Annotated in this window: 21 protein-coding genes; 11 read left to right on the top strand and 10 right to left on the bottom strand. The window is 59.4% G+C overall.

Going from position 1 to position 25,174, the window contains the following annotated elements; all coding sequences use genetic code 11:
- Positions 1 to 194 precede the first annotated feature (194 nt).
- Positions 195 to 464 carry a 30S ribosomal protein S15 gene (rpsO, locus tag FIV05_RS03985; protein ID WP_006935430.1) on the top strand — a complete coding sequence of 90 codons (270 nt, stop codon included), beginning with the start codon at positions 195 to 197 and terminating at the stop codon, positions 462 to 464.
- A 352-nt stretch (positions 465 to 816) separates the two neighbouring features.
- Positions 817 to 2,946: a polyribonucleotide nucleotidyltransferase gene (gene pnp, locus FIV05_RS03980; RefSeq protein WP_152508746.1), complete on the top strand. Its 2,130-nt coding sequence runs from the start codon at positions 817 to 819 to the stop codon at positions 2,944 to 2,946.
- Positions 2,947 to 3,027: 81 nt separating this feature from the next.
- Here the strand turns inward: pnp and FIV05_RS03975 are convergent, their stop codons facing one another.
- Positions 3,028 to 5,784 (bottom strand): EAL domain-containing protein, encoded by a 2,757-nt coding sequence (locus FIV05_RS03975; protein ID WP_152508745.1) that lies wholly within the window; start codon positions 5,782 to 5,784, stop codon positions 3,028 to 3,030.
- A gap of 500 nt (positions 5,785 to 6,284) precedes the next feature.
- On the opposite strand from FIV05_RS03975, the gene dapB reads away from it, so the two are divergent.
- The 6 genes from dapB to FIV05_RS03945 all read left to right on the top strand — a co-directional run bounded on the left by dapB (position 6,285) and on the right by FIV05_RS03945 (position 12,153).
- A complete protein-coding gene (gene dapB / locus FIV05_RS03970) occupies positions 6,285 to 7,097 on the top strand; it encodes a 4-hydroxy-tetrahydrodipicolinate reductase (protein WP_200863749.1) in 813 nt (270 codons plus the stop codon).
- A gap of 29 nt (positions 7,098 to 7,126) precedes the next feature.
- Positions 7,127 to 7,747: a 2,3-bisphosphoglycerate-dependent phosphoglycerate mutase gene (locus FIV05_RS03965; RefSeq protein ID WP_022999102.1), complete on the top strand. Its 621-nt coding sequence runs from the start codon at positions 7,127 to 7,129 to the stop codon at positions 7,745 to 7,747.
- Between the two features lie 284 nt (positions 7,748 to 8,031).
- The gene (locus FIV05_RS03960) at positions 8,032 to 8,955 is read left to right on the top strand and encodes a hypothetical protein (protein WP_152508744.1); all 924 of its coding nucleotides are present in this window, start codon (positions 8,032 to 8,034) and stop codon (positions 8,953 to 8,955) included.
- A gap of 14 nt (positions 8,956 to 8,969) precedes the next feature.
- Positions 8,970 to 10,955 carry a VWA domain-containing protein gene (locus FIV05_RS03955; RefSeq protein ID WP_173013767.1) on the top strand — a complete coding sequence of 662 codons (1,986 nt, stop codon included), beginning with the start codon at positions 8,970 to 8,972 and terminating at the stop codon, positions 10,953 to 10,955.
- A gap of 167 nt (positions 10,956 to 11,122) precedes the next feature.
- Positions 11,123 to 11,629 carry a hypothetical protein gene (locus tag FIV05_RS03950; protein ID WP_152508742.1) on the top strand — a complete coding sequence of 169 codons (507 nt, stop codon included), beginning with the start codon at positions 11,123 to 11,125 and terminating at the stop codon, positions 11,627 to 11,629.
- A 131-nt stretch (positions 11,630 to 11,760) separates the two neighbouring features.
- Positions 11,761 to 12,153, top strand: coding sequence for a hypothetical protein (locus FIV05_RS03945; RefSeq protein ID WP_022999097.1), 393 nt, complete (start codon positions 11,761 to 11,763; stop codon positions 12,151 to 12,153).
- Between the two features lie 43 nt (positions 12,154 to 12,196).
- Here FIV05_RS03945 and FIV05_RS03940 read toward each other — a convergent pair whose 3' ends face one another.
- The 4 genes from FIV05_RS03940 to FIV05_RS03925 form a co-directional block, all read right to left on the bottom strand.
- Complete coding sequence (locus FIV05_RS03940; protein ID WP_286202262.1) at positions 12,197 to 13,867, bottom strand: alpha/beta hydrolase; 1,671 nt, start codon at positions 13,865 to 13,867, stop codon at positions 12,197 to 12,199.
- Positions 13,868 to 14,154: 287 nt separating this feature from the next.
- Complete coding sequence (locus tag FIV05_RS03935) at positions 14,155 to 15,174, bottom strand: hypothetical protein (RefSeq protein ID WP_152508740.1); 1,020 nt, start codon at positions 15,172 to 15,174, stop codon at positions 14,155 to 14,157.
- Complete coding sequence (locus FIV05_RS03930) at positions 15,171 to 15,746, bottom strand: LemA family protein (RefSeq protein WP_173013765.1); 576 nt, start codon at positions 15,744 to 15,746, stop codon at positions 15,171 to 15,173. The genes FIV05_RS03935 and FIV05_RS03930 overlap by 4 nt, the downstream gene beginning before the upstream one ends.
- 121 nt (positions 15,747 to 15,867) lie before the next feature.
- Entirely contained in the window at positions 15,868 to 16,578 is a 711-nt protein-coding gene (locus FIV05_RS03925; protein ID WP_158514219.1) for a LuxR family transcriptional regulator, read from the bottom strand.
- A 148-nt stretch (positions 16,579 to 16,726) separates the two neighbouring features.
- On the opposite strand from FIV05_RS03925, the gene FIV05_RS03920 reads away from it, so the two are divergent.
- Positions 16,727 to 18,046: a hypothetical protein gene (locus FIV05_RS03920; RefSeq protein WP_152508738.1), complete on the top strand. Its 1,320-nt coding sequence runs from the start codon at positions 16,727 to 16,729 to the stop codon at positions 18,044 to 18,046.
- Between the two features lie 120 nt (positions 18,047 to 18,166).
- Entirely contained in the window at positions 18,167 to 18,634 is a 468-nt protein-coding gene (locus FIV05_RS03915) for a hypothetical protein (protein ID WP_055657093.1), read from the top strand.
- Between the two features lie 23 nt (positions 18,635 to 18,657).
- On the opposite strand, the gene FIV05_RS31505 is transcribed toward FIV05_RS03915, so the two are convergent.
- The 5 genes from FIV05_RS31505 to FIV05_RS03895 all read right to left on the bottom strand — a co-directional run bounded on the left by FIV05_RS31505 (position 18,658) and on the right by FIV05_RS03895 (position 23,862).
- A complete protein-coding gene (locus FIV05_RS31505) occupies positions 18,658 to 18,801 on the bottom strand; it encodes a hypothetical protein (RefSeq protein ID WP_173013764.1) in 144 nt (47 codons plus the stop codon).
- Positions 18,798 to 21,044, bottom strand: a complete 2,247-nt coding sequence (locus FIV05_RS03910; protein WP_152508737.1) for a xanthine dehydrogenase family protein molybdopterin-binding subunit — start codon at positions 21,042 to 21,044, stop codon at positions 18,798 to 18,800. The genes FIV05_RS31505 and FIV05_RS03910 overlap by 4 nt, the downstream gene beginning before the upstream one ends.
- A 12-nt stretch (positions 21,045 to 21,056) precedes the next feature.
- Positions 21,057 to 21,503, bottom strand: coding sequence for a (2Fe-2S)-binding protein (locus FIV05_RS03905; protein WP_152504859.1), 447 nt, complete (start codon positions 21,501 to 21,503; stop codon positions 21,057 to 21,059).
- Between the two features lie 294 nt (positions 21,504 to 21,797).
- Positions 21,798 to 23,159, bottom strand: a complete 1,362-nt coding sequence (locus FIV05_RS03900) for an MFS transporter (protein ID WP_173013763.1) — start codon at positions 23,157 to 23,159, stop codon at positions 21,798 to 21,800.
- Complete coding sequence (locus tag FIV05_RS03895) at positions 23,149 to 23,862, bottom strand: dihydrofolate reductase family protein (protein WP_152508735.1); 714 nt, start codon at positions 23,860 to 23,862, stop codon at positions 23,149 to 23,151. The genes FIV05_RS03900 and FIV05_RS03895 overlap by 11 nt, the downstream gene beginning before the upstream one ends.
- A 439-nt stretch (positions 23,863 to 24,301) precedes the next feature.
- On the opposite strand from FIV05_RS03895, the gene FIV05_RS03890 reads away from it, so the two are divergent.
- Entirely contained in the window at positions 24,302 to 25,144 is an 843-nt protein-coding gene (locus FIV05_RS03890; RefSeq protein ID WP_228148114.1) for an alpha/beta hydrolase, read from the top strand.
- The last annotated feature ends 30 nt before the right edge of the window (positions 25,145 to 25,174 follow it).

The raw sequence follows: 25,174 nt of genomic DNA, 5'->3' as shown, positions 1-25,174 counted from the left end.
AAAAACCTGAGAAACCTCTGGATTCTCGCAAGGTTTTCCGCCATATTCCGCCGCCATTGGGCACTGATGCTCAATTCGTCCGGAAGGATCCTTTGCTGAACGACATCTCGGCTCTGGAAACGTCCGGATCAGGCCGGTCTCCGGCATTTCAACGTGTCCGGTCAACGGACCCCACTCTTTGAAAGGAAAGAGCGATGTCGATTACTGCAGAGCGCAAAGCTGAGCTCATCAAGGAATACGCCATCAAAGAAGGCGACACCGGTTCCCCGGAAGTACAGGTCGCGATCCTCACCGAGCGGATCAACAACCTGACCGAACACTTCAAGGGTCATGGCAAGGATAACCACTCCCGCCGCGGTCTTCTGAAAATGGTTGCGCAGCGCCGGTCCCTTCTGGACTACACGCGCGGCAAGAGCGAAGAACGCTACAAGTCGCTGATCTCGCGTCTTGGCATTCGCCGCTAAGAACTCAGAACCTGAAAGCGCGGTGGGTGAGAACCCGCCGCGTTTTTGTATTGCGTGACGGCATTTGCCGGACGCAGCTCTTGCGGGCAAAACACTGATCCACTTCGGGTCTTTGTTCCGCGAAAGAGCTTTGAGTGTTTCAAATTCGAGTGGAACGCTCTATAGAGACCTCGTGACACGTCATGGGGCAGGATTGCCGGCTTCTTTCCGTCTTGAGCCGAAAGCAGCTCGTCGTCTTGCCCGTGACCTGTCCGCCGGTAACCGGCCCATACGGGGCCGACCGGGAATGTGTCTGCCATGACCGTGCTGTACCGAAAGCAGCCAAAGGCAGGCAAAGCTGTAAGGACAGATGATGTTTGATATTCATCGTGTAGAAGTCGAGTGGGGCGGACGCCCGCTCGTCCTCGAAACGGGCAAGGTTGCCCGTCAGGCCGACGGCGCCGTCATGGCGACCTATGGCGAAACGAAGGTTCTGGCGACGGTTGTTTCCGCCAAGTCTCCGAAGCCGGGCCAGGATTTTTTCCCGCTCACCGTGAACTACCAGGAAAAGGCATTTGCCGCTGGTAAGATCCCGGGTGGCTACTTCAAGCGTGAAGGCCGTCCGTCAGAGCACGAGACGCTGACGTCCCGCCTGATCGACCGTCCGATCCGCCCGCTGTTCGCAGACGGCTACAAGAACGACACCCAGGTGGTGATCACCGTTCTGTCGCACGATCTGGAAAACGCTCCGGACATCCTGGCGATGGTGGCTTCTTCCGCTGCTCTGACCCTTTCCGGCGTTCCCTTCATGGGGCCGATCGGCGGCGCGCGCGTTGGCTACATCAACGGCGAATATGTGCTGAACCCGCTGGTCGACGACATGCCGGAATCCTCGCTGGATCTGGTTGTTGCCGGTACCAACGACGCCGTTCTGATGGTTGAATCCGAAGCCAAGGAACTGAACGAAGACATCATGCTCGGCGCTGTGATGTTCGGCCACAAGGGCTTCCAGCCGGTGATCGACGCGATCATCAAACTGGCTGAAACCGCTGCCAAGGAACCGCGCGAGCTGGTCCTGCCGGATCATTCCGAGCTGTTCGGCAAGGTCAAGGCTCTGGCCGAGGGCGAGCTTGTTGCCGCTTACAAGATCACGTCCAAGACCGACCGCAAGAATGCAGTCGACGCTGCCAAGGCGAAGGTCGTTGAAGCGCTGATCACCAACGCTGCCGAAGGCGAAGCCGTCGAAAGCACCGTTCTGGGCGAGCAGTTCAAGAAACTGGAAGCTGAAATCGTTCGTGGCGCGATCCTCGACACCGGCACCCGTATCGACGGACGTGACCTGTCGACCGTCCGTGCGATCTCTTCCGAAGTCGGCATTCTGCCGCGTGCACACGGTTCCGCGCTCTTCACCCGTGGTGAAACCCAGGGCCTGGTCGTTGCCACCCTCGGCACCGGCGAAGACGAGCAGTTCATCGATCTTCTGGAAGGCACCGTGAAGTCTCACTTCATGCTGCATTACAACTTCCCGCCTTACTCCGTCGGTGAAACCGGCCGCATGGGCTCCCCGGGACGCCGCGAAATCGGTCACGGCAAGCTGGCATGGCGTGCGATCAACCCGATGATGCCTCCGCATCACGAGTTCCCGTACACCGTCCGCGTCGTTTCCGAAGTCACCGAATCCAACGGTTCGTCTTCCATGGCAACCGTCTGCGGCACTTCGCTGTCGCTGATGGATGCCGGCGTTCCGCTGAAGGCACCGGTTGCCGGTATCGCCATGGGTCTGATCAAGGACGGCGACCGTTTTGCGGTTCTGTCCGACATCCTGGGCGATGAAGATCACCTCGGCGACATGGACTTCAAGGTCGCCGGTACCCAGGACGGTATCACCTCGCTGCAGATGGACATCAAGATCGACGGTATTACCGAAGAGATCATGAAGGTCGCTCTGGGTCAGGCCAAGGACGGCCGTATCCACATCCTCGGCGAAATGTCCAAGGCTATCACCGAGGCTCGTGCCGAGCTCGGCGAACATGCTCCGCGCATCGAAGTGATGAAGATCCCGGTCGACAAGATCCGTGAAGTCATCGGTTCGGGCGGCAAGGTCATCCGCGAAATCGTGGAAAAGACCGGCGCGAAGGTCAACATCGAAGACGACGGCACCGTCAAGATCGCATCTGCCGACGGCAAGGCGATCAAGGCTGCCGTCAACTGGATCAACTCCATCGCCGCTGAGCCGGAAGTGGGCATGATCTACGAAGGCACCGTCGTCAAATGCGTTGATTTCGGCGCATTCGTGAACTTCTTCGGTGCGAAGGACGGTCTGGTCCACATCTCCCAGCTGGCTCCGAAGAAAGTTGCCAAGGTCACCGACGTGATCAAGGAAGGCGACAAGGTCTGGGTCAAGCTCATGGGCTTCGACGAGCGCGGCAAGGTCCGCCTGTCCATGAAGGTTGTCGACCAGGAAACCGGCAAGGAAATCGAAAAGAAGGAAGAAGCTGAATAAGCTTCCGTCCGACAGACGCAATATATGAAACGGGGACCGAAAGGTCCCCGTTTTTGTTTGTCTTGAAGCGAGAAAGGCTGGTCAGCCGGCCCGGGCCGCAACAGAATCGACGCCGTTCATCTTGGCGAGATAGCGGTGGAAGTCGACGCCGGAAAGCGGGCGCGAAAAGCTGTACCCCTGGATGAGCGAGCAGCCGAAGGAGTGTATCAGCTCGCATTGTTCGTGCGTCTCAGCTCCCTCGCACACGACTTCGATATGCAGCGAGCCGGCCATTGAAATGATCGCCTGAACCAGTGCCTGGCCGTCCACATCCCGCTCCAGGCCCATGATGAAGGTCCGGTCGATCTTGAGCGTGTCGATCGGCAGGCGCTTCAGGTAGCTGAGTGACGAATAGCCGGTACCGAAATCATCCAGGGAGATCTTGATGCCGAGGTTGCTGATGGCTTCCAGGATTTCAACCGGGTTGACGCGCTGGTCGTCGAACATCACGCTTTCGGTGACTTCCAGCTGCAGGCGGGCCGGGTCCATGCCGGTCTCGTCGAGGATTTCTCTCAGCCGAGGCAGGAAATCCGCATCCCTGCACTGGCGCGGTGAGATGTTGACGCTGATCCCGTCGAGCTGCAGGCCGTTGCGGTTGCAGGACTGGAAGAATTCGCAGGCCTCGCGCAGCACCTGTTCGCCAAGCGGCACGATGAGCCCACAGTCTTCGGCCACCTTGATGAACTCGGTCGGCGGGACGACGCCCAACTTGGGATCGGTCCAGCGTGCCAGAGTTTCGCAGCTCACCACGCGGTTCTTTTCATAGTCCACGATCGGCTGGAAATTCAGGTGCAGCTCACCCTTGTCGATGGCTTGCCGGAGGCAGATCTCGATCTGGCTTGCGCGGGCGGCCTGTTCATTCATGCGCGTGGCAAAGAACCGGTAACTGGCACCGCTATCGGCCTTGGCCTGCAGCATGCTGGTGTCGGCCTGCATCAGCAGCGCTTCCTCGTGTGTGCCATCGTGCGGGCAGACGGTAATGCCGAGACTGCCGGCAAGCACGGCTTCATTGCCGTCTTCCAGTTTGATCGGGTCGCCGATCGCCTTCAGAATGTCACGGGCGGTCTGTTCGATCTGCCAGCGGTCTTCCGGGTTCGACAGGATAATGGCGAATTCGTCGCCGCCCATGCGGGCCACGGTCTGGTCCGGACCAAGGGTCCTGGTCAGACGCGCGGCTATGGTTTCGATGACCTTGTCCCCTGCCTTGGGTCCATAGGTTTCGTTGACGGTCTTGAATCGGTCGAGGTCGAGGATCATCAGCGCGGTCAGGTCGCCCATATGCTTGCCGCGCTGGATCGCCTGGCGCAAACGGTCCATGAACAGGCGCCGGTTCGGCAGGCCGGTCAGAATGTCGAAATTGGCATTCTTGGTTGCCAGTTCCTCCTGGCGTTTGCGCTCGCTGATGTCTGTGATGGTGGCGTAATAGGCGCGTTCTCCGCGCCATTCCGTCAACCGAACATGCTGCTCCAGCCAGATGGTCTCGCCATCCTTGCGGATGCCCTTGACCTCATAGGCGCGGGGTGCGCCTTCGCCGTTTTCACGCATGTTGTAGTAGCTGCGCAGCCGGCTGTGCTCTTCCGGCGCATAGATCACCAATGTGGGAGACTCGACAAGCTGCTCGGGTTCACCGGGGGTGTAACCGCACATTTTCAGCAGGGCGTCGTTCACATAAAGGATGCGATGATTGGCATGAACCAGCACGCCGTGCATCGAGCCGTCGATCATGTCCTTGAACTGGGCATCGCGGTCACGAACGGATTCGAACGCTGCCTGGAACATGGTCGCCAATTTGTTGAATTCGAAGATCAGCCCGGGTGGCGGTGGCGACACCACCCTGTCCTGACGCAGGCTCATCGCGTAGTTCAGCAGCCTGCCCAGGCCGGCCGTGGTGATGCGATTGACCAGAAGCGCGGCACCGATTGCCAGTATCGCGGTATAAAGCAGGAACGGCGTGAACAGCTGGCTGTAGGTTTCCTCGACCTTTTGCAGGGTGTCCACGGGCTGCTTGATCACGGTCGCAAGCATATGGCCGTCCAGCCCCTGCATCAACGGAGCAAAAACGAAAAGATTCTCTCCGTTGAGCGCGTAATTGACGTCGTCGGGTGCAGCGTAGAGCCGTTCGGGAAGGACTTCCGTGGTCAGGTCACCCATGCCCGCCACAACATCCTCATGGTGATAGAAGGCGATATCTTCCACCCGTAGCGCCTTGGCGAGGACACCCGGCAGAGAGAAGGAATCGGTAACAGTCGTCCCGCCGTAGATCCTGCCGAGGGCTCGGCCGGTATCGGAATCCAGTACCAGAACAGAGATCGCAGCAGTGATCTGTATGGGATCGGAATCATGGTCCGCGTAAGTTACCCAGATGTCGGGCGGCATGGCCGCGCGTATCTTCACCGGCAACTGGTGGCTCAGGTCGACGAGGCCGAGACTGCCGTTTACCCAGCCGTCTTCACCCGGACGATCGATCAGGAGAATGTCCAGAACGGCGCTGGTCATGCCTTCGGAAGCACGTTCAATGATGACCTTGGCGGTCTCCTTGTCGTTGTCCAACAGGGCCTGCCGGATATCCGGGTGTGCTGCGACCGCTCGGATCTGCGCTTCGAGTTTGTCCAGATGCTGGGTGAAGACGAGCCTTGCGAGCGTTGCCTTGGATTTCGCGCTGCGGGCAATTTCATGTTCGGCAATCGACAGGCTGCCAAGGTACGTAATCCAGAAGAGTGCGATCGCCGTTCCCATGAGACCGAACGCAAACAGAGCCATGACAAGGCGGCTGAAGGGAATGGAAAAATTGGCCTTCAACGAAGCGCTCCTGAACCGGCGGGCATCATCTGACAGGATAATGGGACGTGAGGGGAAGCAAGGCGGGGCGGGGTCCTTCTCGGTTGGAACAACAGGTTGTTGCTGGTCTTGCAAGTACAAGGCACCCGGTGGCGGGTGTGGACAGCTTCGGGAAAAGACTGGTTGTGACGAACCGATGCGTCCATAAGCACAGTATCATGAAACCTGGTCCTCGTTTTGCAATTGTAAGAAAAAACACTTACAGACTTAAACGTAACTGCTCGAGGTTTACCTTTGGTGAATTGGAATGGTGAAGATGTTGCGACTTTATTGTCAATTTAACTTGCTGTTCATTAATAATGTCGCGATTGGGTATAGTAATATTTGACAAGAGCTATTTCTATTGCGTGCTGCAGTCCCCTTGCATGATCGGGCGTTTGCCTCCCCCGGCGAAACTGGTATACCCCCATCGTGAAGTGAATTGGGGTCGATTGGCCTACTGCGGAAGACGGAGCCACTTGATGGGGCAGATGCGCTTGGTAGTCGTTGGAGCCGGCGGCCGAATGGGCCGGGCATTGACGCGGGCGGTCACGGAAACAACGGGTGCTACCGTCGTCGCTGCGATCGAACGCGAGGGCTCCGAGTTCCTTGGCAAGGATGTGGGCGACCTGGCTGGAACAGGTTCCTTGGGCGTTCCTGTCACCGACGATCCATTGACCGCCTTTGCTGCCTCTGACGGCGTCCTGGATTTCACGGCTCCGGCGGCAAGCCTCTGGTTTGCCGAGCTGGCCGCGCAGGCTCGCATCGTCCATGTCATCGGCACCACCGGTTGGGCTGAAGGGCAGGACGAACCTCTGAAGGCGGCTGCCCGCCATGCCCGGATCGTCAAATCCGGAAACATGAGCCTGGGTGTCAATCTGCTGGCGAGCCTGGTGCGCAAGGCTGCCGCCGCGCTTGATGCGGATTTCGACATCGAAGTTCTGGAAATGCATCACAAGCACAAGGTGGATGCCCCCTCGGGCACGGCGCTGTTGCTTGGCGAAGCGGCTGCACAGGGCCGGGGCCTGGATCTGGCCGCCCATTCGGTCCGTTCGCGCGACGGTATCATGGACCCTCGCAAGACCGGCGACATAGGCTTTGCAACCCTGCGGGGCGGGTCGGTCATCGGGGAGCATTCAGTGATTTTTGCAGGTGAGGGCGAGCGCATCGAACTCACTCACCGGGCGGAAGACCGGCAACTGTTTGCCCGCGGGGCCGTCAAGGCGGCACTGTGGGGATTTGACCAGAAGCCCGGGTTTTATTCGATGGCCGATGTCCTCGGCCTGGATTCTTGAAGATACGCATTTAGCTTGAGGAGAATGGCATGGACCGCCTTCTTGTGCTTGTCCGTCACGGACAGAGCGACTGGAATTTGAAGAACCTGTTCACCGGCTGGAAAAACCCGGACCTGACCGAGCAGGGCGTGGCGGAGGCTCACAAGGCCGGCGAGCAGCTCAGGGATCTGAAGCTGTCCTTCGACGTTGCTTTCACCTCCGATCTGTCGCGTGCACAGAAGACGCTGGACATCATCCTGGAAGAACTGGGCCAGACCGGCCTTGAAACCTTCAAGGATCAGGCTCTCAACGAGCGTGACTACGGTGACATCACCGGCATGAACAAGGACGAAGCGCGCGAGAAATTCGGCGAAGAGCAGGTCCATATCTGGCGCCGCTCCTACGACATTCCACCTCCGGGCGGTGAAAGCCTGAAGATGACCGCAGAGCGCGTTCTGCCTTACTACAAGTCGGAAATTCTGCCGCGCGTCCTGGCTGGCAGCCGCACGATCGTTGCCGCGCACGGCAACTCGCTGCGGTCGCTGATCATGGATCTGGAAGATCTTTCACCGGAAGAAATCCTGAAGCGCGAACTGGGCACCGGAACGCCGATCATCTATCGCCTCGATGAAAACGGCGGCGTGGTCAGCGTCCAGGATCTCGCCGACTGAGGCCAGTCCGCATTGCCGAAAATCATGTCCCGCTGCTTCCAAGAGGCAGCGGGACTTGTTTTTGAAAGACAGCCTGCAGCCCGCCAGGTGCCTGCGTTGCCCTGGGCATTATCGAATGGGCCTTTGAAGCGGGCATGTACCGTCTGCAATTCCCCGGCAATTTCTTTGCAAAAACAGTCCTGAATAATGATTTGCATTCAGTGTCTCTCTCCCATTTGAGGGAGGGCCGATCTGCCGCGCCTCTATAGGTTTCCAGCCGTCGACCACGGTTGGAGCATTTTTAGATGGCCGAATGCACGAAAGTTTCTTCCCGCTTGCGGAAGCTGGTGCGCAGATCAGGGAAATCGGGACGTTCGCTATTTCAGGCAACTGCAGTTTTTCTGCTCGGCGCGGTTTCGGCGCAGGCCCAGACAAACCTGACAGCTGAAGAACAGGCCAGGCTGGCCGCAGCCGACGGCGGCCAGGCACCGACTGCCACCGCAATCGAACTTCCCTTCGAGGAGCCGTTTGACGGCAAGGATCTGGCCGGGCACTGGCAGCTCCTGAATGCTGACAAGGACACCTTCGTTGTAGAGAACGGCATCCTCCTTGCGCTCACGAGTGGCGGCAAGAACAGTCTGCGAAATGCGGATACGAGCAACATCTTCGAGCTGCAAGGCATGCCGCCTGAGGGAGACTTCGATCTTGCTATCAAGGGCAAGCTCGATCCGAAAACCGGTTACGACGAAGTCTGGCTGGGACTTCGGGAAAGTCCGGACAATTTTATTGCAGCCCATCTTTATGTGCTCACCAAGGGGTGTGGCCCAGCACTGTTCCTGCGGACTGTCGCCAATCAGCCGGTAATGCGGGAAGGCGAGCCGGTTTTGACCGCCGCCAACCACAGCTTGTTTGACGGTCCCATCATCAAGTCTGTTTGCGACAAGGCCGGTCGGCCTCTTGGGGATCAGATCTTGTCCGACCTGTTTGCAGAAGGTTTTGAGCTGACCCTTTCCAGAAGAGGGTTGCGTTACCGGACCTCCCTGACATTGACCGTTCCGGACAGAGGGGCGCAAAAACCCGCCGGTCTCGAGACCGTTCACACCAACTGGATTGCCCGTATGGCGCCTTTCGGCAAACCGGTTTTCCTGCTTGGCCAGGGCAGCCGCGCCGGCAGCGGTGAAACGCTGGCCGAGTTCGACCACTTCAGCATCCGCCGTCCGCAACAATGAGCCCGGAGTTTCCCATGTCTGCTCTTCCCTCTCGGGCGCGCGTACTGCGGCTCGTGGTTCCTTTCTCGCTCGCCCTTTGTGCAGCTTTACCTTCTCATGCTCAGCAAGGTGATGTCGCCGCCGCTGAGAACCTCGTGAGGCAGTTTTATGCCGAACATTCCAAGCGGTTCAACGACGGCGATACGCCGCTCCTGAACGACGCTCCGGCCGCAAAGGAGTTCCTCGTTGACGGTCTTGTGCAAGGGGAGCTTCAGGGGATTTTGCAATTCGACCCGGTCTATGATGCCCAGGACGCGAGCATTTCCGATCTCAGCATCCGGCCGGATCCGGAGGCACCTCTCTTGCAGGGCGCTGCCCGGATCCAGGTGACTTTTACCAACTTCGGAATGCCGATCCGGCACATCTACACGCTGATATCCGTGCCGGACGGTTCCTGGCAGATCAACGACATCTATTCCGAAACAAACGACTGGTCGCTGTCCGATCTCCTGCAGTCCGCCGGTGTGGACATCAGATCGGATCCAGGTTCCGAGATCACGCTCAAGGGCGGTTCAGCGGCCGGGTCCACCGTTGGATCGGGGCAGACACAGGCTGCAAATGGCGGAGACGCCGTGGTACCCGGCATGGAGGAAGGGGACCTTCCCGGAAACGGCCTGTCCTCTGAAGGGAGCGACCTTCTGTTCGTTCTGGACGGTTCAGGCTCCATGTGGGGACAGGTCGACGGTGTTGCCAAGATCACCACCGCGAAACAGGCGCTTACAGGTCTTATCGGTGATCTGCCGGCTCAGACCAATGTCGGTCTCATGGCCTACGGGCACCGCCGGGAGGGGGATTGCGGAGACACCGAGATCCTGTATCCGGTTTCCAACTTCGATACCGAACGTCTGAAGCCGGTTATCGACGCGATTACGCCTCGTGGAAAAACCCCCATCGCGGCCGCCCTGCAACAGGCGGCTTCCGCCATGCCCGCCTCCAACCGGCCGGCAAACGTGCTTCTGATTTCAGACGGGCTGGAAACCTGCGGCGGCGACCCATGCGCCGCGGCCAAGGCATTGGCCGAGCGGGGTATCAACACCCGCGTCCATGTGGTCGGGTTTGACCTGACGCAGGAAGAGAACCAGGCCCTTCAGTGCATCGCCGAAAATGGTGGCGGCAATTATTACGCCGCCAACAATGCCGAAAGCTTCACCGAGGCCGTCAAGCAGGCTGTCGCGGACGCAGGCAAGGCAGCGGAACCTCCCGCACCGGCGCCGGAAGCTGAAGAAGACGTTCCGGCCAGCACCCTTGTGTTTGAGGAAACATTTGACGGCCCGGAGCTGGCAGCCAGCTGGCAAACACTGAACGGAACCGACAGGCTTACCAGGTTTACCGGAAACGGCACCCTGTTTGTCTCCGCACTGGGGGGCGACACGATCTACGACAACAAGAACGCGCTAAACCGCCTCGTTCTTGACGAGCCGCTGCCTGACGGCGATTTCGACCTGAGTCTCAAGTTCAAGCTGCATGAACAAAGCGGCCATGAAAGCGTATCGTTGTCGCTGCTGGAGGATACGAACAACCAGATTGGCGCAATGGCCTGGATCTGGACGAAAGGCTGCGGTTCTTATCTGAACCTGTCCTTGACCCGCCTCTCCGGAGATCCCGAAGGCAAGCCTGAAGTATCGCGTTTCGATGTCAATCTGTTCAGCAAGCAGATCGTCAAGACCGTGTGCGACAAGGCGGGCAGGGCCTATGGCAACAAGGTTCTGGAATCGCTTTCGACCGATGGTGCTCTGCTGCGCCTGAAACGGCGAGGACGTGCGCTCTCCGCTGCCATCGAACTGGAATTGCCCGCTGCTGATGGTCAGGAGGGCGGTCCCTACGTCCTCGAGACCGATCCGGTTACCGTACTGCGCCTTGCCGGCAAGCCGAGCGTGCTCGCCGGTCAATGGAACAAGGCAAAGTCGCAAGAGAGCCATTTCGAATTCGACAGGTTTGCAATCGAGCTGGTTTCGCAATGAGGATTCGTCCTCGCCGTGCTTGTCTGGCCTTCGTAATCCCCTGGGTCCTGTCGGAAGCTGTCTTCGCGCAGGGTCCAGTTGTCCAGGCCCCAGGTGTCGAAGACCTCGCTTGTGCGGCGGGGTAAGGCTGCCAAGGCGTTTCGTCTTCGCAATGCGACGTCCTGGCAATGCTGGGCTTGATGACCACGGGAGAGGCCCGGGACCTGTTCGCCCAGGCTTATCCCGCACGGTTTACGGAGGTGGCAAGAAACGTAGCCCTGCCACCATCCGAATGCCTGCAGGCTGCCGGTTCCGGCATAGGTACCGGCGCGGGCAGCCTTTCAAGTTCGGGTACCGAGGACACCGGCGCATCGCCGAATGGCAGTGGTGCACAAGCCTTGCCCGACTTCGCAAGTTTCGACGGGTTTTCCGAGGCACCATGTCCGGGCAATGTGTCTGTCGATCCGATCTTCGTGCAGGGGCAACCGGACATCCGGGTGCTCGCCTGTTTCAAGGGAGCGAACAATCGCTACAGCGAATGCGGCAAGGCACCCGCCCGTGCCTATTGTCTGAAATTCGGTGAGCCGGACGTTGCCTGTTTCGGCGACATCAAGCTCGTCGGAAAGGCCGCAACGGTCGACGCCTATTGCGAAACCGGCGGGTGTCCCGCTTTTGGTTTCATTGTCTGCAAATAAGCGCCATCCGGTGCCGGAACCGCATTGATGCTCACCCAAATGGGAGAGGCTTCAGCCGGATCGAAACGTCAGTCTTGCGTCATCGACATGTCTCGCCAACAAGACCGGAGACTGAAATGCGGAAGATTTGGATGATACTTTTTCTGGCACTGGGGACGAGTTTCCTGCTGCCAACCTTTTCGGCGCAGGCCAAGACGATCTGCACGATTCAGGCGGAGAGCGCTTTCAGCAAGGGTCACAAGACCCGGGCCGGTGCCGAGGCAAGAGCCTGGGTAAACTGGCAAGGCAAGATGAGGAACAGCCATGGCCGCCGGTTTGCCGTTTCCATGGCCCGAGTAACAAAAGGATATCCCAAGTTCGATGGCACCCGGTTTAACCACAGGGTGGTGGTTCGCGCTCAGGGTTGCTACGTCAAAGGCGTTTCCTGCCTCACCGGCACGGGGATCACCCCTTCCTGCGAGTGCCAGAGCGACCGTCGCGCCGCCTTGAAGCAGGGATGTTCCGTCTACGCTGCTGGCAGGTGACAGGCGGTACGAAAACTTCCCGAATGGAATGCGTGCGGACGGTCTATTTCAACCAGCCGACAGGCCCGGCCATCAGCCGGGCCACAAGCTCCGACTGACTGTGCACGCCGATCTTCTGGAAACTCTTCTTGAGATGCCCGCGTGCCGTGCTGACCAGAATGCCCTGGTTGTCTGCAATCTGGTCCAGCGATCGTCCTTCGGCGATCTCGAGGGCAATCTCCGCTTCCTTGCCGGTCAGGCCATAGGCCAGTTCGATCAGGGTCTTTCGGGTTTCGGAGGTGTCTTCGCCGGTCTGCACCCTCAACAACAACAAGCTGGCAGGCCCGTGCCTTTGAAGGCTGGTCTGTTTGAGGGCGGCAGGAAAAAACTGAAAGCCGACAGGCTTGCCCTCGTGGACAATCAGTCTTTCCCCGTTCTGGCGAGAAATGACTGCCGCTTCGTTTTCTACCAGAAGCGACTTTACCCGCGTCTTCGCGGTTTCTTGAATTTGACAAGCGTCGTCCTGCGGCAACAGGCCCGAGAGCGAGGTTTCGAAGGCGCCGTTGCAATGCAGGAGGTCGTTTTGCCTGTCCAGCAGGGCAACACCGATCTGCAGCCGCTCGATCACGCTTTCCAGGAGAACGCCGAGCGTCGCGCTCATCATGACCTGCTTGTTCAGATTGAACGCCCGTTCCCAGTGCGGCATCAGCCGGCTGATGCGCTCGTGCAATTCCTCCTCGTTGACGTTCCCGGAGAGTTCCGCCTCATGGATCATCCGGTAGATGATTTCCGTCCATCGGCTGTCGTCGTCGATCGCGTTGTAACAGAGCTCGACAAGTTCATCCGGCTCCAGCTGCCGTGCGCCGGTTTCGCTGATCCGGTTGAGGATGTCCGAGGCAAGCTCTTCCACGCCGACTTCACTGATATCGGCCTCAGGGCGCCTGTTTTTCTGGACCCAGTCCAGGATCCGTCCGCTGATTGAGAATTTGTCCTCTTCCAGAAACAGCGCCGACCGGGCTCCGTCGACACGTTCGGAGGCTACGTCCTCGATGCCTATCCGCGACAGGAAGCGCTGGATGGGCGGCAGGAAACCGCCGTCGCGGAGCATTGCATCCTCGCCGCCGAAGACGACAAGGCACCGCGTGCCTGGTTTCATCTGAGCGTCACGCGGCCAAGACCACGCACTGAGCATGCCTTCGAAAATCTGCTTCCAATATGCGGGTGTCGGTGTCGGCCAGCCATGCGGGTCTTCCAGAACCTGCTGAATGACGCGGTGATCCGTACTCATGACATCGGCAAGGTGCCTGCGATCCTTCAGGTGCGCGCCAAGGAAGGAATAGAGATGGTGCAGGGTCTGTTCGTCGGGCGTATCCGCCCCTTTCAGGCGGATGCGAACCTCGGCAAAAGTCTTGCCGAACAGGGCCAGCGTCTTCTGGTTGGGCGGCGGCGAGATGAACACGATGTGCCGTGCAAGGTCCGGCCAGGACTTCATGACTTCCAGGGTCAGCAGGGCGGTGATATTGGGAACGACGATCAACCGGTCCTGCCAGGGCGTGTCCTCAAAGCTCCGCTGCAGCAGGTGCCGCATGTCTTCTACAGCCGATTTCCAGCCGTCTCGCGGATCCAGATGCCCGGCAACCGAGGTCTTGTCGAAACTCTTGCCGTGTCCCCGGATATCACCGGAGTGGACGTCCCAGCCGGAGGCGCGGAATCCGGCCGCGAGTGGCTGCAGCATTCCTGAATGCGTTGGTTGGCTGTGGCCAAGGAAAACGGTTCTCTTTCCCGAATAGAGACGGCGCGTCATGTTGACGGGCCAATGACGGTAATAAAGCGAAGGCCCGTCAGGTCTCGGTAGGTATTTTGCTTCCATGCGCAGATCTCGTCTCAGAACCACATCTGCCCAATGTGTCAAAATTCCCCTTGCAGACGCCCGCCGCGAGACTGCAGCAGAAAGCCGCCGTTGCAAATCTATGAAAATCCATAGGGTCTGGCTGCAAAAGCGGCGTTTCATGCCGAGTGCCCCTATTCGACGGTATTCTTGAGAGAGAACTTTGCGGCCTCGAACTCGATCAGCAGGTCGGCGAGATGTGCATCGACCCGGTCCGGATGCGCGTTGGCACCGACAAGCTTGTCCTGCGCCAGAAAGAACAGGACATCGTCGTCAACCACGAAACCGACAGTATGATACCGCTGAAGCAGATCGAGCAGGGTGGTCTGAGTAGCAGGCGTCAGGATGCTGAGAACGGCAAGGTCCGTATCCGCTCCGGCACCGTTTGAACAGGAAACATGGAATGCCTCGTTAAAGGCGATGGACTCCGTCTTGATGTCCCGATCCAGAGGGCCCTTGTGGAAGAGGTTCTCCGGTCGAACTGCAGCCCGGACGCCTGTCTTGCGGCCAAGTTTGTAAGCGCCCAGGAGGGAGTAGAACACGCCGAAGCCCCCTCGGCCGCCACGGGCGTCACGCCTCAGGGCAGGATTCGCCGCAAGGCCGGCTTCCATTTCCATGGCACCGATTGCGAGCCAGAACGGCAATCCGTCGTTGCTGCTTGTGCCCCAGAATTCGCCATCGAATTGGGCACCGACAAAGGACCCGACCTGAAGCCTGGTCAGTTCCGGGACGCGGTCTTCCACGGCAAGCGCCCTTTCGGATTTGACCAGGTGCGTTCGGCGATCCGCGCCGTCCGATGTCATGACAGTGCCGAATTCGCGCACGCGCTCCATGAGCTTGCCGGTGTAGCTCCAGCCTTTCCTGCGTGCGAGTTCGACCCGGCGGTTCAGCTGTCGGCCGTCTCTGTTTTCAAGCTCCCCCGCCAGAAACATGAGCGCGAACATCACGGTCGTGACCGCAACAGGCACAAACGGAAAGCCGTCCGTCCAGAAGCCCTGCACCATGGTCCACAGAAGGGCAAGGATCGCCCCTATCGGCAGCATGCGCCGGACCGGAGCCGGCAGAACAACTCCGGATCGGATGTCGGAGACATCGGGGGTCTCCACGGAGATTTCACCCTTGATCGGGTCCCAGTGCGTGACGCGCCCACTCATGACGGCGCTCTTGTCAGGTCGATTGGCGGTACGGATCCAGCGGATTTCAACTGGTCTGCATCGAGTGCGAAAAACGCTGCCCGCTCGAAGCCGAGGAGCGAGCCGACCCAACACGAAGGGATGGCATCCAGCAGTGTGTTGTAACGATCCACATTGCCGTTATAGAGCCGGCGTGCGGCACTGATCTGGTCCTCGGTTTCCTCCAGCTGTTTTTGCAGTTGAAGGATGTTCTCCGTCGAAGTCACATCAGGATGGTGTTCCGTGTAACCAAGGAAGGTGCTCAAACCCGCGGTCAGGTCGCCTTCGGCCCGTTCGATGTCTTCCAGGCGGCCTTGCCTGACCGCAATCGCCTTCTCCCGTACTTCCAGAAGACGGTCGAAGACATGGTTTTCCTGACGGATGGCGGAACGGACCGCGCTCACCAGCCCGGGAACAAGGTCATGCCGCCGCTTGAGTTGAACCTGAATGCCGGAACGCCCGTTCGCAACGGCATTTCTGGCCGCTGCCAGGCGGTTCTGCAGGTAGACGAACCCGCCAAGGCTCATGCTCAGTAGGATGAAAAGCGTCGTCATGTATGTCTCCGGAAATCCCATGTCCGGACGACAACAGAACAGTTGGGGTGACACGCGCCCTCTCCCATTTAAGGGAGCTTGAACACGTGAAAGGCACAGGACACCTTTCCCACATTCCTGACTAAGGGGAAATCAGCCCGTTGAGCAGCGCAATGGCAATTGCCTGTTCGCGGGTCGCGGCGCGAAGTTTTGTGCGGGCGTTCTTGAGATGGAGTTCGACGGTAACCGGCCTGAGGCCGAGCTTGTCTGCAATCTGCTTGCTGCGCAGGCCTTGCGCGACCCAAAGGAGGCATTCCTTTTCCCTCGGGCTCAGCGCGATGTCCCTGTGCTCGTTTTCCAGCGCAGCCTGCAGGCGCTGGTGCGCAAAGAAGGCTGTCAGGCGGAGCAGGTCGGCATGTTCTGAAAATATCTTCTCGATTTCGTGGCGCGGCAGGCTTGAACCGAGGTTCCAGCCACCAGCTCCACCAGGGCCGGCTTGCCGCACGATACAGGACATGCCGGCACGCATGCCGGTTTCTCCAGCTTCCTGAATGAGTTGGCGCTGGGCGGCGCACAGATACGGGTAGTCCGATAGATAGTCGATGCCTGTCCCCATAGGAGTAGTCGAGGTGCAGCAGTAGGCAAAGAAGGGGTCGATCCGCTCATAGGCGGCTGCGCGGTAATGAGAGGTCCAGCTTTCCGGAAAGGTGGTGAACATCGACAGACCGGCCATCGTGCGGTCGATGTAAATGAGCTTGTCGAAGCCAAAGGATTCGAAGAATTGCGCACTGGCTGTCCAGGCACTGTTGGAAGAAATTCCTTCAGGCAATTTCTCGATCAAACTGGGCGGCACTGCGTCTGTCCAAGCATAAACTATGGTTTTCCATATATTGGAGATCATAGGGTGCCGGGTTACATCGGACAACGGTTAGAGTTCACGGGGATTTTTACCTGACCAGGACCCGTCGGACGGAAAACGTTTTCGAGGGGCTGCTTCTGGCGTGACAGGCACGGGATCACAGACAATCGTCCTTGGAACGCTTCTGTTGGGACCGCTGGTTTACGCCTTCTGGCGCAGCCGCAAGGGAACGCGTGCAGACTACATTTTCAACTCGGGCCGAACGGGTTTGCTGGCCACCGTTGCCGGTATCATCTGCGGCAATATCGGCATTGGTACATTCGTTGCCCTGGTGCTGTTTTCCGCGGCAAGCCCGGTCATCGGCCTGTCGCTCGCGCTGGCTTACGGTACCGGGCTGCTGATGTGTGCCCTTGTCGCTCCGGGTGTGCACAGACTGTCGCAAAAATACGGTGTGAGGGGACTGATTGACCTCATCGTGGTCACCCACAATGTGCGGCACCCGATCCTGATATGGGTGCCGGTTGCCTTTGTCTTTCTTCTGCGGGCCTCGGTGCAATTGATTGCCCTGGCCGTTATCCTGACGGCTGTCCTTCCAATTCCCCCGCTTGCGGCGGTCGTGCTCGCAACATTCTTTGCAGGGGCCTATACGGCGATTGGCGGTTACCGGGTGGCAACGGAAACCGACATTCCGCAGGCTGTGGTCATTCTCGTCGGCATTGCGATCCTCGGGATGTGGAACATGGAAGCGCCTTCGCGGGAGCTCGTGTTTTTCGACCTTGGTCCCTACCGCTTTCCGATCCTGATCGGCATCTGGCTGTTCATACCGGCAAGCGCGGTTCTGGCCGTCGACAACTGGCAGCGGATGGCGACCGCACGCGAGCCGTCGGTTGCCCGGCGTGCATTCCTGCTCGGAGCCCCGATATGCCTTGCGGGATACCTCATTATCGTCTGGCTAGGGCTGCACAGCATGCCTGGCGGGGACGTAATGCAGATCCTGCACACGTCGGTGCCGCAGACCTGGATATGGCTTGTCGACCTGATGCTCATCGCCGTGGTGATGTCGACGATGGACACGTTCGTGATGCCGCTGATGGCCGGTCTGGAGCGGACAGAGCTGTCGCTGGGGAGATTGCAGCTGATCGTTGCCGCGCTGTTCACGTTGCTCGGTCTTTCAGCGGCCTTGTTCGCGGATGTCCTGAACTCGATCATTTCCGCCTTCAGTTCGCTGGCGGTGTTCTTGCCGGTTGTCTGGGCGTCGGTTCGCGGCCGGCGTGTGAGCGCGCCGGCGGCAATCGTGTCCCTGAATGTCGGGATCGCGGTCACCGTGCTGCTGACAACAGTGGACCTGAATTCCGCGGCGTTGGCTGGCTGCCTTTTGTCCTGGCTGCTGTATGAGACAGTGTCACGCTTTGCTCCGGGCCAGTCACTGGCGCTTCGCAAGGTTGCTGAAAGAGACGCGTGAGCTTGACGCTTCGCCGCCTGAGTATCTGCGGTTTCCGTTCAAGCTCTCCCATATGGGACATTTGCAGCCTACAAAGTTCGTCTACTCCTTCCCGAGTTTCGGCTCAAAGGAGACAATCTGATGAAATACGCCTACGCTCTTGCAGCTGGCCTTCTGCTGGGTCTGCCGGCAGAATTTGCGACAGCACAGTCGCGCTCCAATGAGGGAGTGACAGGTCAACCACAGGCCTGTCCGTTCAACCATCCTGTTGGTTGCTTCATCAAGACCGGGTCCAAGGGGCCGGTGAAGTCCGTCTACTTCTTCAACGACTACAAGCAAAACCGGTGCGGGGTTCATACGCAGGTTTGCCCGGAAGGGCGCAAGTGCTTCACGCGCACGGAGAAACTGAGCCTGAACACCGCGACGGGAGAATTCTATTCAAGCCGGATCAATGGAGCGGTCACCGTGACGAACAGTTACGGGTTCTCGACCAAGACGATTGGGGCCGGTTATCCCGCCTTCATGCGGGCGAAGGTCAAATATGTCGGGAAAAACGGCAAGGCGAGAACCAGCACATTGTCCTTCAAGGCGTCGTCTGAAGGGTGCTGACGAGCGTTCATGGTTCGCAGCAATCAGCTCCTGCCAGCTTGAAGGCCAAGGTTCTGTTTTTCAAGGAACGCTTGTTGTCCCGAAAGGTCACCTCCCTGCGCAAAAGCGCAGGGAGCACCATAAATCATCAGCGAGATGCCGATGGCTGCAATAATCTTGCTGATCATCCGTTTGCTCCCGAAAAATCAAACCTGGAAAGCGGCAGGCTCCGGATCCGTTCGCCGGTGAGAACAGCTACGGCATTTGCGACTGCCGGCGGCACGCCTGGAAGCCCAGGTTCGCCGACACCTCCCATCGGTGCACCGCTCTCCACGATACGGACATGAACGCGCGGCATGCGCTCTGGAGGCAGGATCGGATACATGTCGTAATTGCGGGCTTCGGGCATACCATCGGTGTAGACGACCTCTTCCAGCAACGCGGAAGAAAGACCGAGTGCCACGGCGGAGTTTACCTGAGCTTCGATAATCGCAGGATTGACGATGCTGCCCGGATCGATCGCAACCCAGACATCGTGAACGACCACTTCGCCGCCATCCAGGGAGACTTCTGCAATCGTTGCGACTTCGCTGCCGAAAGGAGATGCCATGGCAACACCGCGGGCGCGCCGCGTTCCGTCTTGCGCCTCAAAGGGGCCCCTTTTCCAACCGCCGGACAAGTCACCAACTGTCTGCAGCAGTGTCTTGTGACGTGGGCTGTGGTCCAGCAACTTGAGACGCAGTTCAAAGGGGTCCTGCTCGCCCGCATCAGCCATTTCGTCGAAAAAGGACTCATAGAAGAAATCATTCATCGAATGACCGACGGAACGCCAGAAACCTATGATGGCCGGATCGTCGACATGGATCTGGCCCACACGCTTGTTTGCGATCGCGTAGGGCTTGCCGGCAATTCCTTCGACCGATGAGCTGTCGACCTTGTCCGGCTGACGACCGTACCAGCGTCCGGTGGGGCCTTCGCCGACGGCAACCGCGTCGAAAGCCAGGGGATGGCCATCCGGGCCGATCGCAGCCCTGAACCGCACCGTGCCAATTGGCCGAAGAGCATCGCGCAGGAATTCTTCCTCGCGGCTCCAAAGGAGTTTTACCGGGCGGCCTGCCGCCTTGGACAGCAGGATCGCCTGCGGATAGGGATTTGCCGTCTGATAGAGGAAATGTCGGCCGAAGAAGCCCCCGAGCATCGGGGAATGAACAATGACCTTGTCCGCAGATATCCCGGCCACCTTCGCGGCATCGGCCTGGAACATCTCGGGAGCCTGGTTCGGGACCCACATTTCCAGCGTCCCGTCGTCATTCCAGCGCACAAGCGCAGAGGGCGGCTCAAGCTGACCGTGAGCCAGATAGGGGGCGTCATAGGCGGCTTCGATCACCTTGGCGGATGATGCTAGCGCGGCATCGGCATCTCCTTCGGCTTCAAACGCGATCCCTTGACCAGCTGTCGCCTTGAGCATTTCCTTGTGCGCTTCGGAGGAGAAGGTGTCCGGCATGGCGCGAGCGGTACCTGCGGGAGCTTCTGTCCACTCGACTTCCAGCTTCTCAACGGCCATCCGGGCGCGCCACCAGCTGTCGGCCAGAACCGCAACGGCACCGGGTAATTTGTGAAGGGAATGCACGCCTGGCATCGCCGCGACGTCTGCCTCATTGGCGAATGCGCCAGGTTGCTGGCCAAGACGTGGCGCATGTTGTACCGCACCGTAGAGCATATCATCGACCGAAAGATCGATCGCGTATTGCGCCCGTCCCGTGGACTTGTCGAGAACGTCCAGCCTGTCGTGCGGCTTTCCGATCCAGCGGAATTCATCCTTCGACCGCAATTCGACTGTTTCCGGCACCGGAAGTTTCGCCGCAGCTGTCGCAAGGTCTCCATAGGGGATCGATTGCCCGGAGGCCGCATGAACCACTTTCCCGGGTTCGGTCGTGAGGGTTTCAATCGGCACGCCAAGGCGATCAGAGGCGGCTTGCAGCAGCATCTGACGGGCAGTCGCACCAAGCTTGCGCATGGCGTCATAGCTCATGCGCACGGACATGCTGCCGCCGGTAAAGCGAATTTGCCCGCCGATCAGCAGGTAGTCCGGTCCCGGGGGCGCCGTTTCAACTTGAAAGTTGCCCGGTTCTACATCCAGTTCCTCACCGACGATCTGGGCCATCGCGGTGTAGATACCCTGCCCGCCTTCCACAAAAGCGCTGCGGAATTTCACCGTGCTGTCGGCCAGAATTTCCAGGAAGGCATCGATCCTGGTACCCGGCGTGGCCTGGCCGGCCTGCGCAATCGCCCGCCCGGTTCCAGCAGGAAGAGATACGGTCAGAACCAGCGCGCTGATAGAACCGGCGAGAAAGCCACGGCGCGAGACGTTCAGCGGGCGCGCTGTGTTTATGTCGGCGCGCGTGAAACCGGAATTTTCTTCAATTTTCATGGGAGCGCCTCCTTAAGCTTCAGCGGCCTGACGCACGGCTTTCGAAATCGCATTGTAAGTGCCGCATCGGCACAGATTGGTCATTGCTGCGGCAATGTCGTCTTCCGAGGGGCTCGCGTTTTCCTTGAGAAGGGACGTGGCAGCCATGACCTGGCCAGACTGGCAATAGCCACATTGCGGCACCTGGTTTTCCACCCAGGCGTCGACCACTTTCCTCCCGATCGGATCTTGTTCAATTGCTTCGATTGTCGTGATCTCGGAACCGGCGACACTTTCGACCGGGGTGACACAGGTACGGGTCGCGTAACCGTCGACAAGCACCGTGCAGGCTCCGCATTGAGCAAGGCCACATCCGTATTTGGTACCGGTCATTCCGAGCGTGTCCCGCAATACCCACAGCAGCGGGGTGTCGGGTTCAACGTCAACCTCGTGCCGGGATCCATTGATGTTCAGTTCCATGGTGCCTCTCCTCGAGCTTTCATGAAGGCGTGCCGACGGCTGATTGCGCAACGCGGCATCATGCTTGCGTCCGTTTCGCTTCAGGCAGCGTCATGCCCGGCGCGTCACGGGTAATATGAAGTCATCAGGCCGGGGGATTAAGGCGCGTCTCTTGAAACGAGTTATGATCTGACCTCATGAAACGAACCGGGCGAACCAACTGAATGTCCCTGGCCTGCACACAGCGACAGCCCGCTGACAAAGCAGGCAAGGTCTGGTCATTGAGCGATGTCGAGGGCGCTTCTGCCGCCGGCGTCACACTGTCGGTCGGGTCCCACGACGACTGACGAACAGCATGGCTGCAACGCCGATCAGGCTGCTGACGGTGCTGACAATGACCGCCCCATGCCAGCCGGCAAAAAAGCCCTCGACCGTCGGTTCTGCAATCAGAAGGGAGACAAGTGCAATGCCGATGGCCGAACCGAGGTAGCGGGCCGTGTTGTTGGCGGCGGACCCCATGGCACTGCGTTCTGGGGGGACCGTCTGCACAGCTTCGTGGCCCAGGGAAGCGTTCAGGACGCCATTGGCCAGCCCGGCGATGAACAGACCGGGAAGAACGGCTGCCCATGTCTTATCGGCATCAGCGGCAATCAGCAGGAACTGGGCAAGTGCACAACCGAGAATGGCCCAGATAACCCTTTGTCGAGACGTGAACCGGTCCGGCAGCAGGCGTGCCGCAAGAGTGGCGATAACGGTGACCCCGGACCAGGCGACAAGAACAACGGCAGCAAACAGCGGTTCCATTCCAAGGCCGCGGACCAGAACGGTCGGAACCATGGACATAAGGGCAAGCACACCCGCGCCCGAGGCGAAGGCCGCAATTGTGGCTCCCGTGAAATTGGCATCACCGAAAAGATCCAGTGTCAGGATAGGATTTCTGACCCGTTTTTCGATCGCCACGAAAATCGCGACGAGCAGAAGACCGGAAGCCGAAAGGGTTACGACCGTCATCGCTGACCCGACCCGCGCCTCGGTCAATGCCGAAAGAAGGCACCCGAGCCCGGTCATCAGGACGGCGCTTCCTGCCAGGTCGACCTTCTGACCGCTGGGTTGGCTTTCCGGAAGGCGTGCCCGGGCCGCGAGGGCGAGCAGGGCCGAGGTCACCGCTATCAGCCAGTGTATCGCGGCCCAGCCCGAAACCCCGAGCAGGAGCGATGCGATGATCGGACCTGCGGCCACACCGCCGCCAAGTGCCGCCGCCCAGATAGCCGCTGCATGCCGGCGCGCTTCTCCCTGGTAGATCTGTCCGAGCAACCCGAGGCCACAGGCCATGATGCCGGCACTTCCAAGGCCCTGCACGATGCGCATGAGGATCAGAAACAGGCCGCTGGTGGAAAGCGCTGCGGCAACCGACGACAGAACCGTGAGCCACAGTCCGCCGGTGAACGTCATTCGTCGGCCGAGTGTGTCGCCGAGGGCGCCTGCGGTCAGCAGGCCGCAGGCCGCCCCCAGTGGCATGCCGCCCATGACCCACGCCTGACCGGCCGACGACAGGTTCAGTTCACGTGTCATCGCTTCCAGCGTCGTCAGCGGCGCGGTGAAGACGACGAGTGCAAGGAACGTCGCGAAGGCTATGATGATCAGGGCCCCGGCAGGGGGATGAGCTTCAGATGTCACTGTCTTTCCGGTCTCGATGGGATGTCTCCCGGATCACCTTGTGGCGGATCCAGATGGTTCCGTCGTCGAATGTGCTGGAGGAAATGAGTTCGAGCCTGCGTGCATCACGCGGTTGCGTATGCTCGTAAATGGCTGGAATGCCACTCTGTCCATCAATAACCGGGAAGACGAGTGTGCTGGTTTCATCGATCATGTCGGCTGCCAGAAACGCGCCGTTGAGAGTACCGCCACCTTCCAGCAACAGACGCCGGCAATCGAAGGCTTTCGAAATCCTTGTCAGCGCACCGGACAGGTCGGTTCCCTCCGCACCGGCAAAGAAAACGGATATGCCGCGCGCGTACAGGTCCTGGACGTGGTCGTCCGCAACTCTATCCGACAGCACGATCACGAGATGATCGCCATCGAGGTCTCCGGTTTCGGGGCGTAGACGCCCGGTGCGGTCAAAGCAGATCGCGACCTTGTTTCCAGAAGAGCCGGCTATGAGATCCGGACGCGAACCCGGACCTGCAGAGACGCGGGGTTCAGCTGAGGCAATGAAATCTTCCATTGTGCGCCGACCGACAATCCAGCCGTCGCTGTCCAGACGTTCGGCAGCGCTTTCATAGGCTGTCATGACTTCTTCCTCGCTGACCGGCCAGCGACCGGGAAGAAGGCGGCCGTCGAGAGAGGTGATCATGTGGCAGATGATGAAGGGGCGTTGCATCTGATGCGTTGCTTCCGGTTTCAAGGCGCTTGGGAGGCAAGTCGAATTTGGAGCTGACACAATACCCCGCAGACCGGATGGAAAATATGCCCTGAGCCCAGCTTGCACTGATGAGAAGGACTCATGAAACAAGCCGGATTTCGTTGACGGAATTGGCTCAACACCAGCTTCAATCGAACACAGGGGTAAATACAACCATACCGATGTATGAGCGATGAGACCTGCCGTACAATGGTTCCACGGTGCCCTTTCCCGCAGGCTGATGACGTCACCGCAGGCACCGCCTGCATCAGCTACGGGGAACAACATGTCCATGAAATCTGTCACGCGACGCTTCGTTCTTGAAGGACTGGCATCGGCCCCCGCGATCGGCGGGGCCGTATCCATCGTTATGCAACCGACCCCCGCCACGGCGGAAGAAATCAGGGGAACAAGCCAGATGACCGCGCAATTCGTTACCACTGCAGACGGCACCGAAATCTTTTACAAGGATTGGGGTCCGAAAAATGCCCAGCCGATCCTGTTTCACCACGGCTGGCCGCTTTCTGCCGATGACTGGGACGCCCAGATGATGTTCTTTCTGGCGAAGGGGTACCGGGTGCTGGCTCACGACCGGCGCGGCCACGGCCGCTCGACCCAGACCTTCGACGGCAACGAGATGGACACTTACGCCGATGACGTGAAGGCGCTGGTGGAAGCGCTGGACCTGCAAAACGTCATCCACGTCGGCCACAGTACCGGCGGTGGCGAGGTGGCCCGCTACCTCGGCCGTCACGGTACTGCCCGTGCTTCCAAGGCCGTGCTGCTGGGCGCTGTACCTCCGCTGATGGTCAAGACGGCGGCCAATCCGGGCGGTCTGCCGCTGGAAGTGTTCGACGGTTTCCGGGAAACCTTTCTGGCCAACCGTTCTCAGTTCTTCCACGATATTCCGGCAGGCCCGTTCTACGGTTTCAACCGGCCGGGTGCCGTCGTCAGCCAGGGCATCGTCGACAATTGGTGGCGCCAGGGCATGATGGGGGGAGCAAAGGCTCATTACGATTGCATCAAGGCGTTTTCCCAGACCGACTTTACGGAAGATCTGAAAAAAATCGATATCCCGGTTCTGGTCATGCATGGCGACGACGACCAGATCGTCCCGATCGGGGCCTCGGCGCTGGAAAGCATCAAGCTGCTGCCGAAGGGCACGCTGAAGGTCTATGAGGGGCTGCCGCACGGCCTTGCAACCACCCATCCGGACATCGTCAATCCCGATCTTCTGGAGTTCTTCGTCCAGCCGGCGTGAGGACTCGGTTTCAGCCAGATAAACGGGAGG

The sequence above is a fragment of the Labrenzia sp. THAF191a genome (assembly GCF_009363335.1).
Lineage (GTDB): Bacteria > Pseudomonadota > Alphaproteobacteria > Rhizobiales > Stappiaceae > Roseibium > Roseibium algicola.
Note: the sequence above shows the minus strand (reverse complement) of the source record. Positions and strands in the feature narration are given on the sequence as shown.

Coding starts and splice junctions, on each gene's coding strand:
- rpsO (WP_006935430.1), top strand. CDS start 195: ATGTCGATTACTGCAGAGCGCAAAGCTGAGCTCATCAAGGAATACGCC.
- FIV05_RS03930 (WP_173013765.1), bottom strand. CDS start 15,746: ATGACGACGCTTTTCATCCTACTGAGCATGAGCCTTGGCGGGTTCGTC.
- FIV05_RS03940 (WP_286202262.1), bottom strand. CDS start 13,867: ATGCTGCAGCCACTCGCGGCCGGATTCCGCGCCTCCGGCTGGGACGTC.
- dapB (WP_200863749.1), top strand. CDS start 6,285: ATGGGGCAGATGCGCTTGGTAGTCGTTGGAGCCGGCGGCCGAATGGGC.
- pnp (WP_152508746.1), top strand. CDS start 817: ATGTTTGATATTCATCGTGTAGAAGTCGAGTGGGGCGGACGCCCGCTC.
- FIV05_RS03965 (WP_022999102.1), top strand. CDS start 7,127: ATGGACCGCCTTCTTGTGCTTGTCCGTCACGGACAGAGCGACTGGAAT.
- FIV05_RS03935 (WP_152508740.1), bottom strand. CDS start 15,174: ATGAGTGGGCGCGTCACGCACTGGGACCCGATCAAGGGTGAAATCTCC.
- FIV05_RS03945 (WP_022999097.1), top strand. CDS start 11,761: ATGATACTTTTTCTGGCACTGGGGACGAGTTTCCTGCTGCCAACCTTT.
- FIV05_RS03890 (WP_228148114.1), top strand. CDS start 24,302: ATGACCGCGCAATTCGTTACCACTGCAGACGGCACCGAAATCTTTTAC.
- FIV05_RS31505 (WP_173013764.1), bottom strand. CDS start 18,801: ATGATCAGCAAGATTATTGCAGCCATCGGCATCTCGCTGATGATTTAT.
- FIV05_RS03895 (WP_152508735.1), bottom strand. CDS start 23,862: ATGCAACGCCCCTTCATCATCTGCCACATGATCACCTCTCTCGACGGC.
- FIV05_RS03955 (WP_173013767.1), top strand. CDS start 8,970: ATGTCTGCTCTTCCCTCTCGGGCGCGCGTACTGCGGCTCGTGGTTCCT.
- FIV05_RS03905 (WP_152504859.1), bottom strand. CDS start 21,503: ATGGAACTGAACATCAATGGATCCCGGCACGAGGTTGACGTTGAACCC.
- FIV05_RS03950 (WP_152508742.1), top strand. CDS start 11,123: ATGCTGGGCTTGATGACCACGGGAGAGGCCCGGGACCTGTTCGCCCAG.
- FIV05_RS03960 (WP_152508744.1), top strand. CDS start 8,032: ATGGCCGAATGCACGAAAGTTTCTTCCCGCTTGCGGAAGCTGGTGCGC.
- FIV05_RS03915 (WP_055657093.1), top strand. CDS start 18,167: ATGAAATACGCCTACGCTCTTGCAGCTGGCCTTCTGCTGGGTCTGCCG.
- FIV05_RS03910 (WP_152508737.1), bottom strand. CDS start 21,044: ATGAAAATTGAAGAAAATTCCGGTTTCACGCGCGCCGACATAAACACA.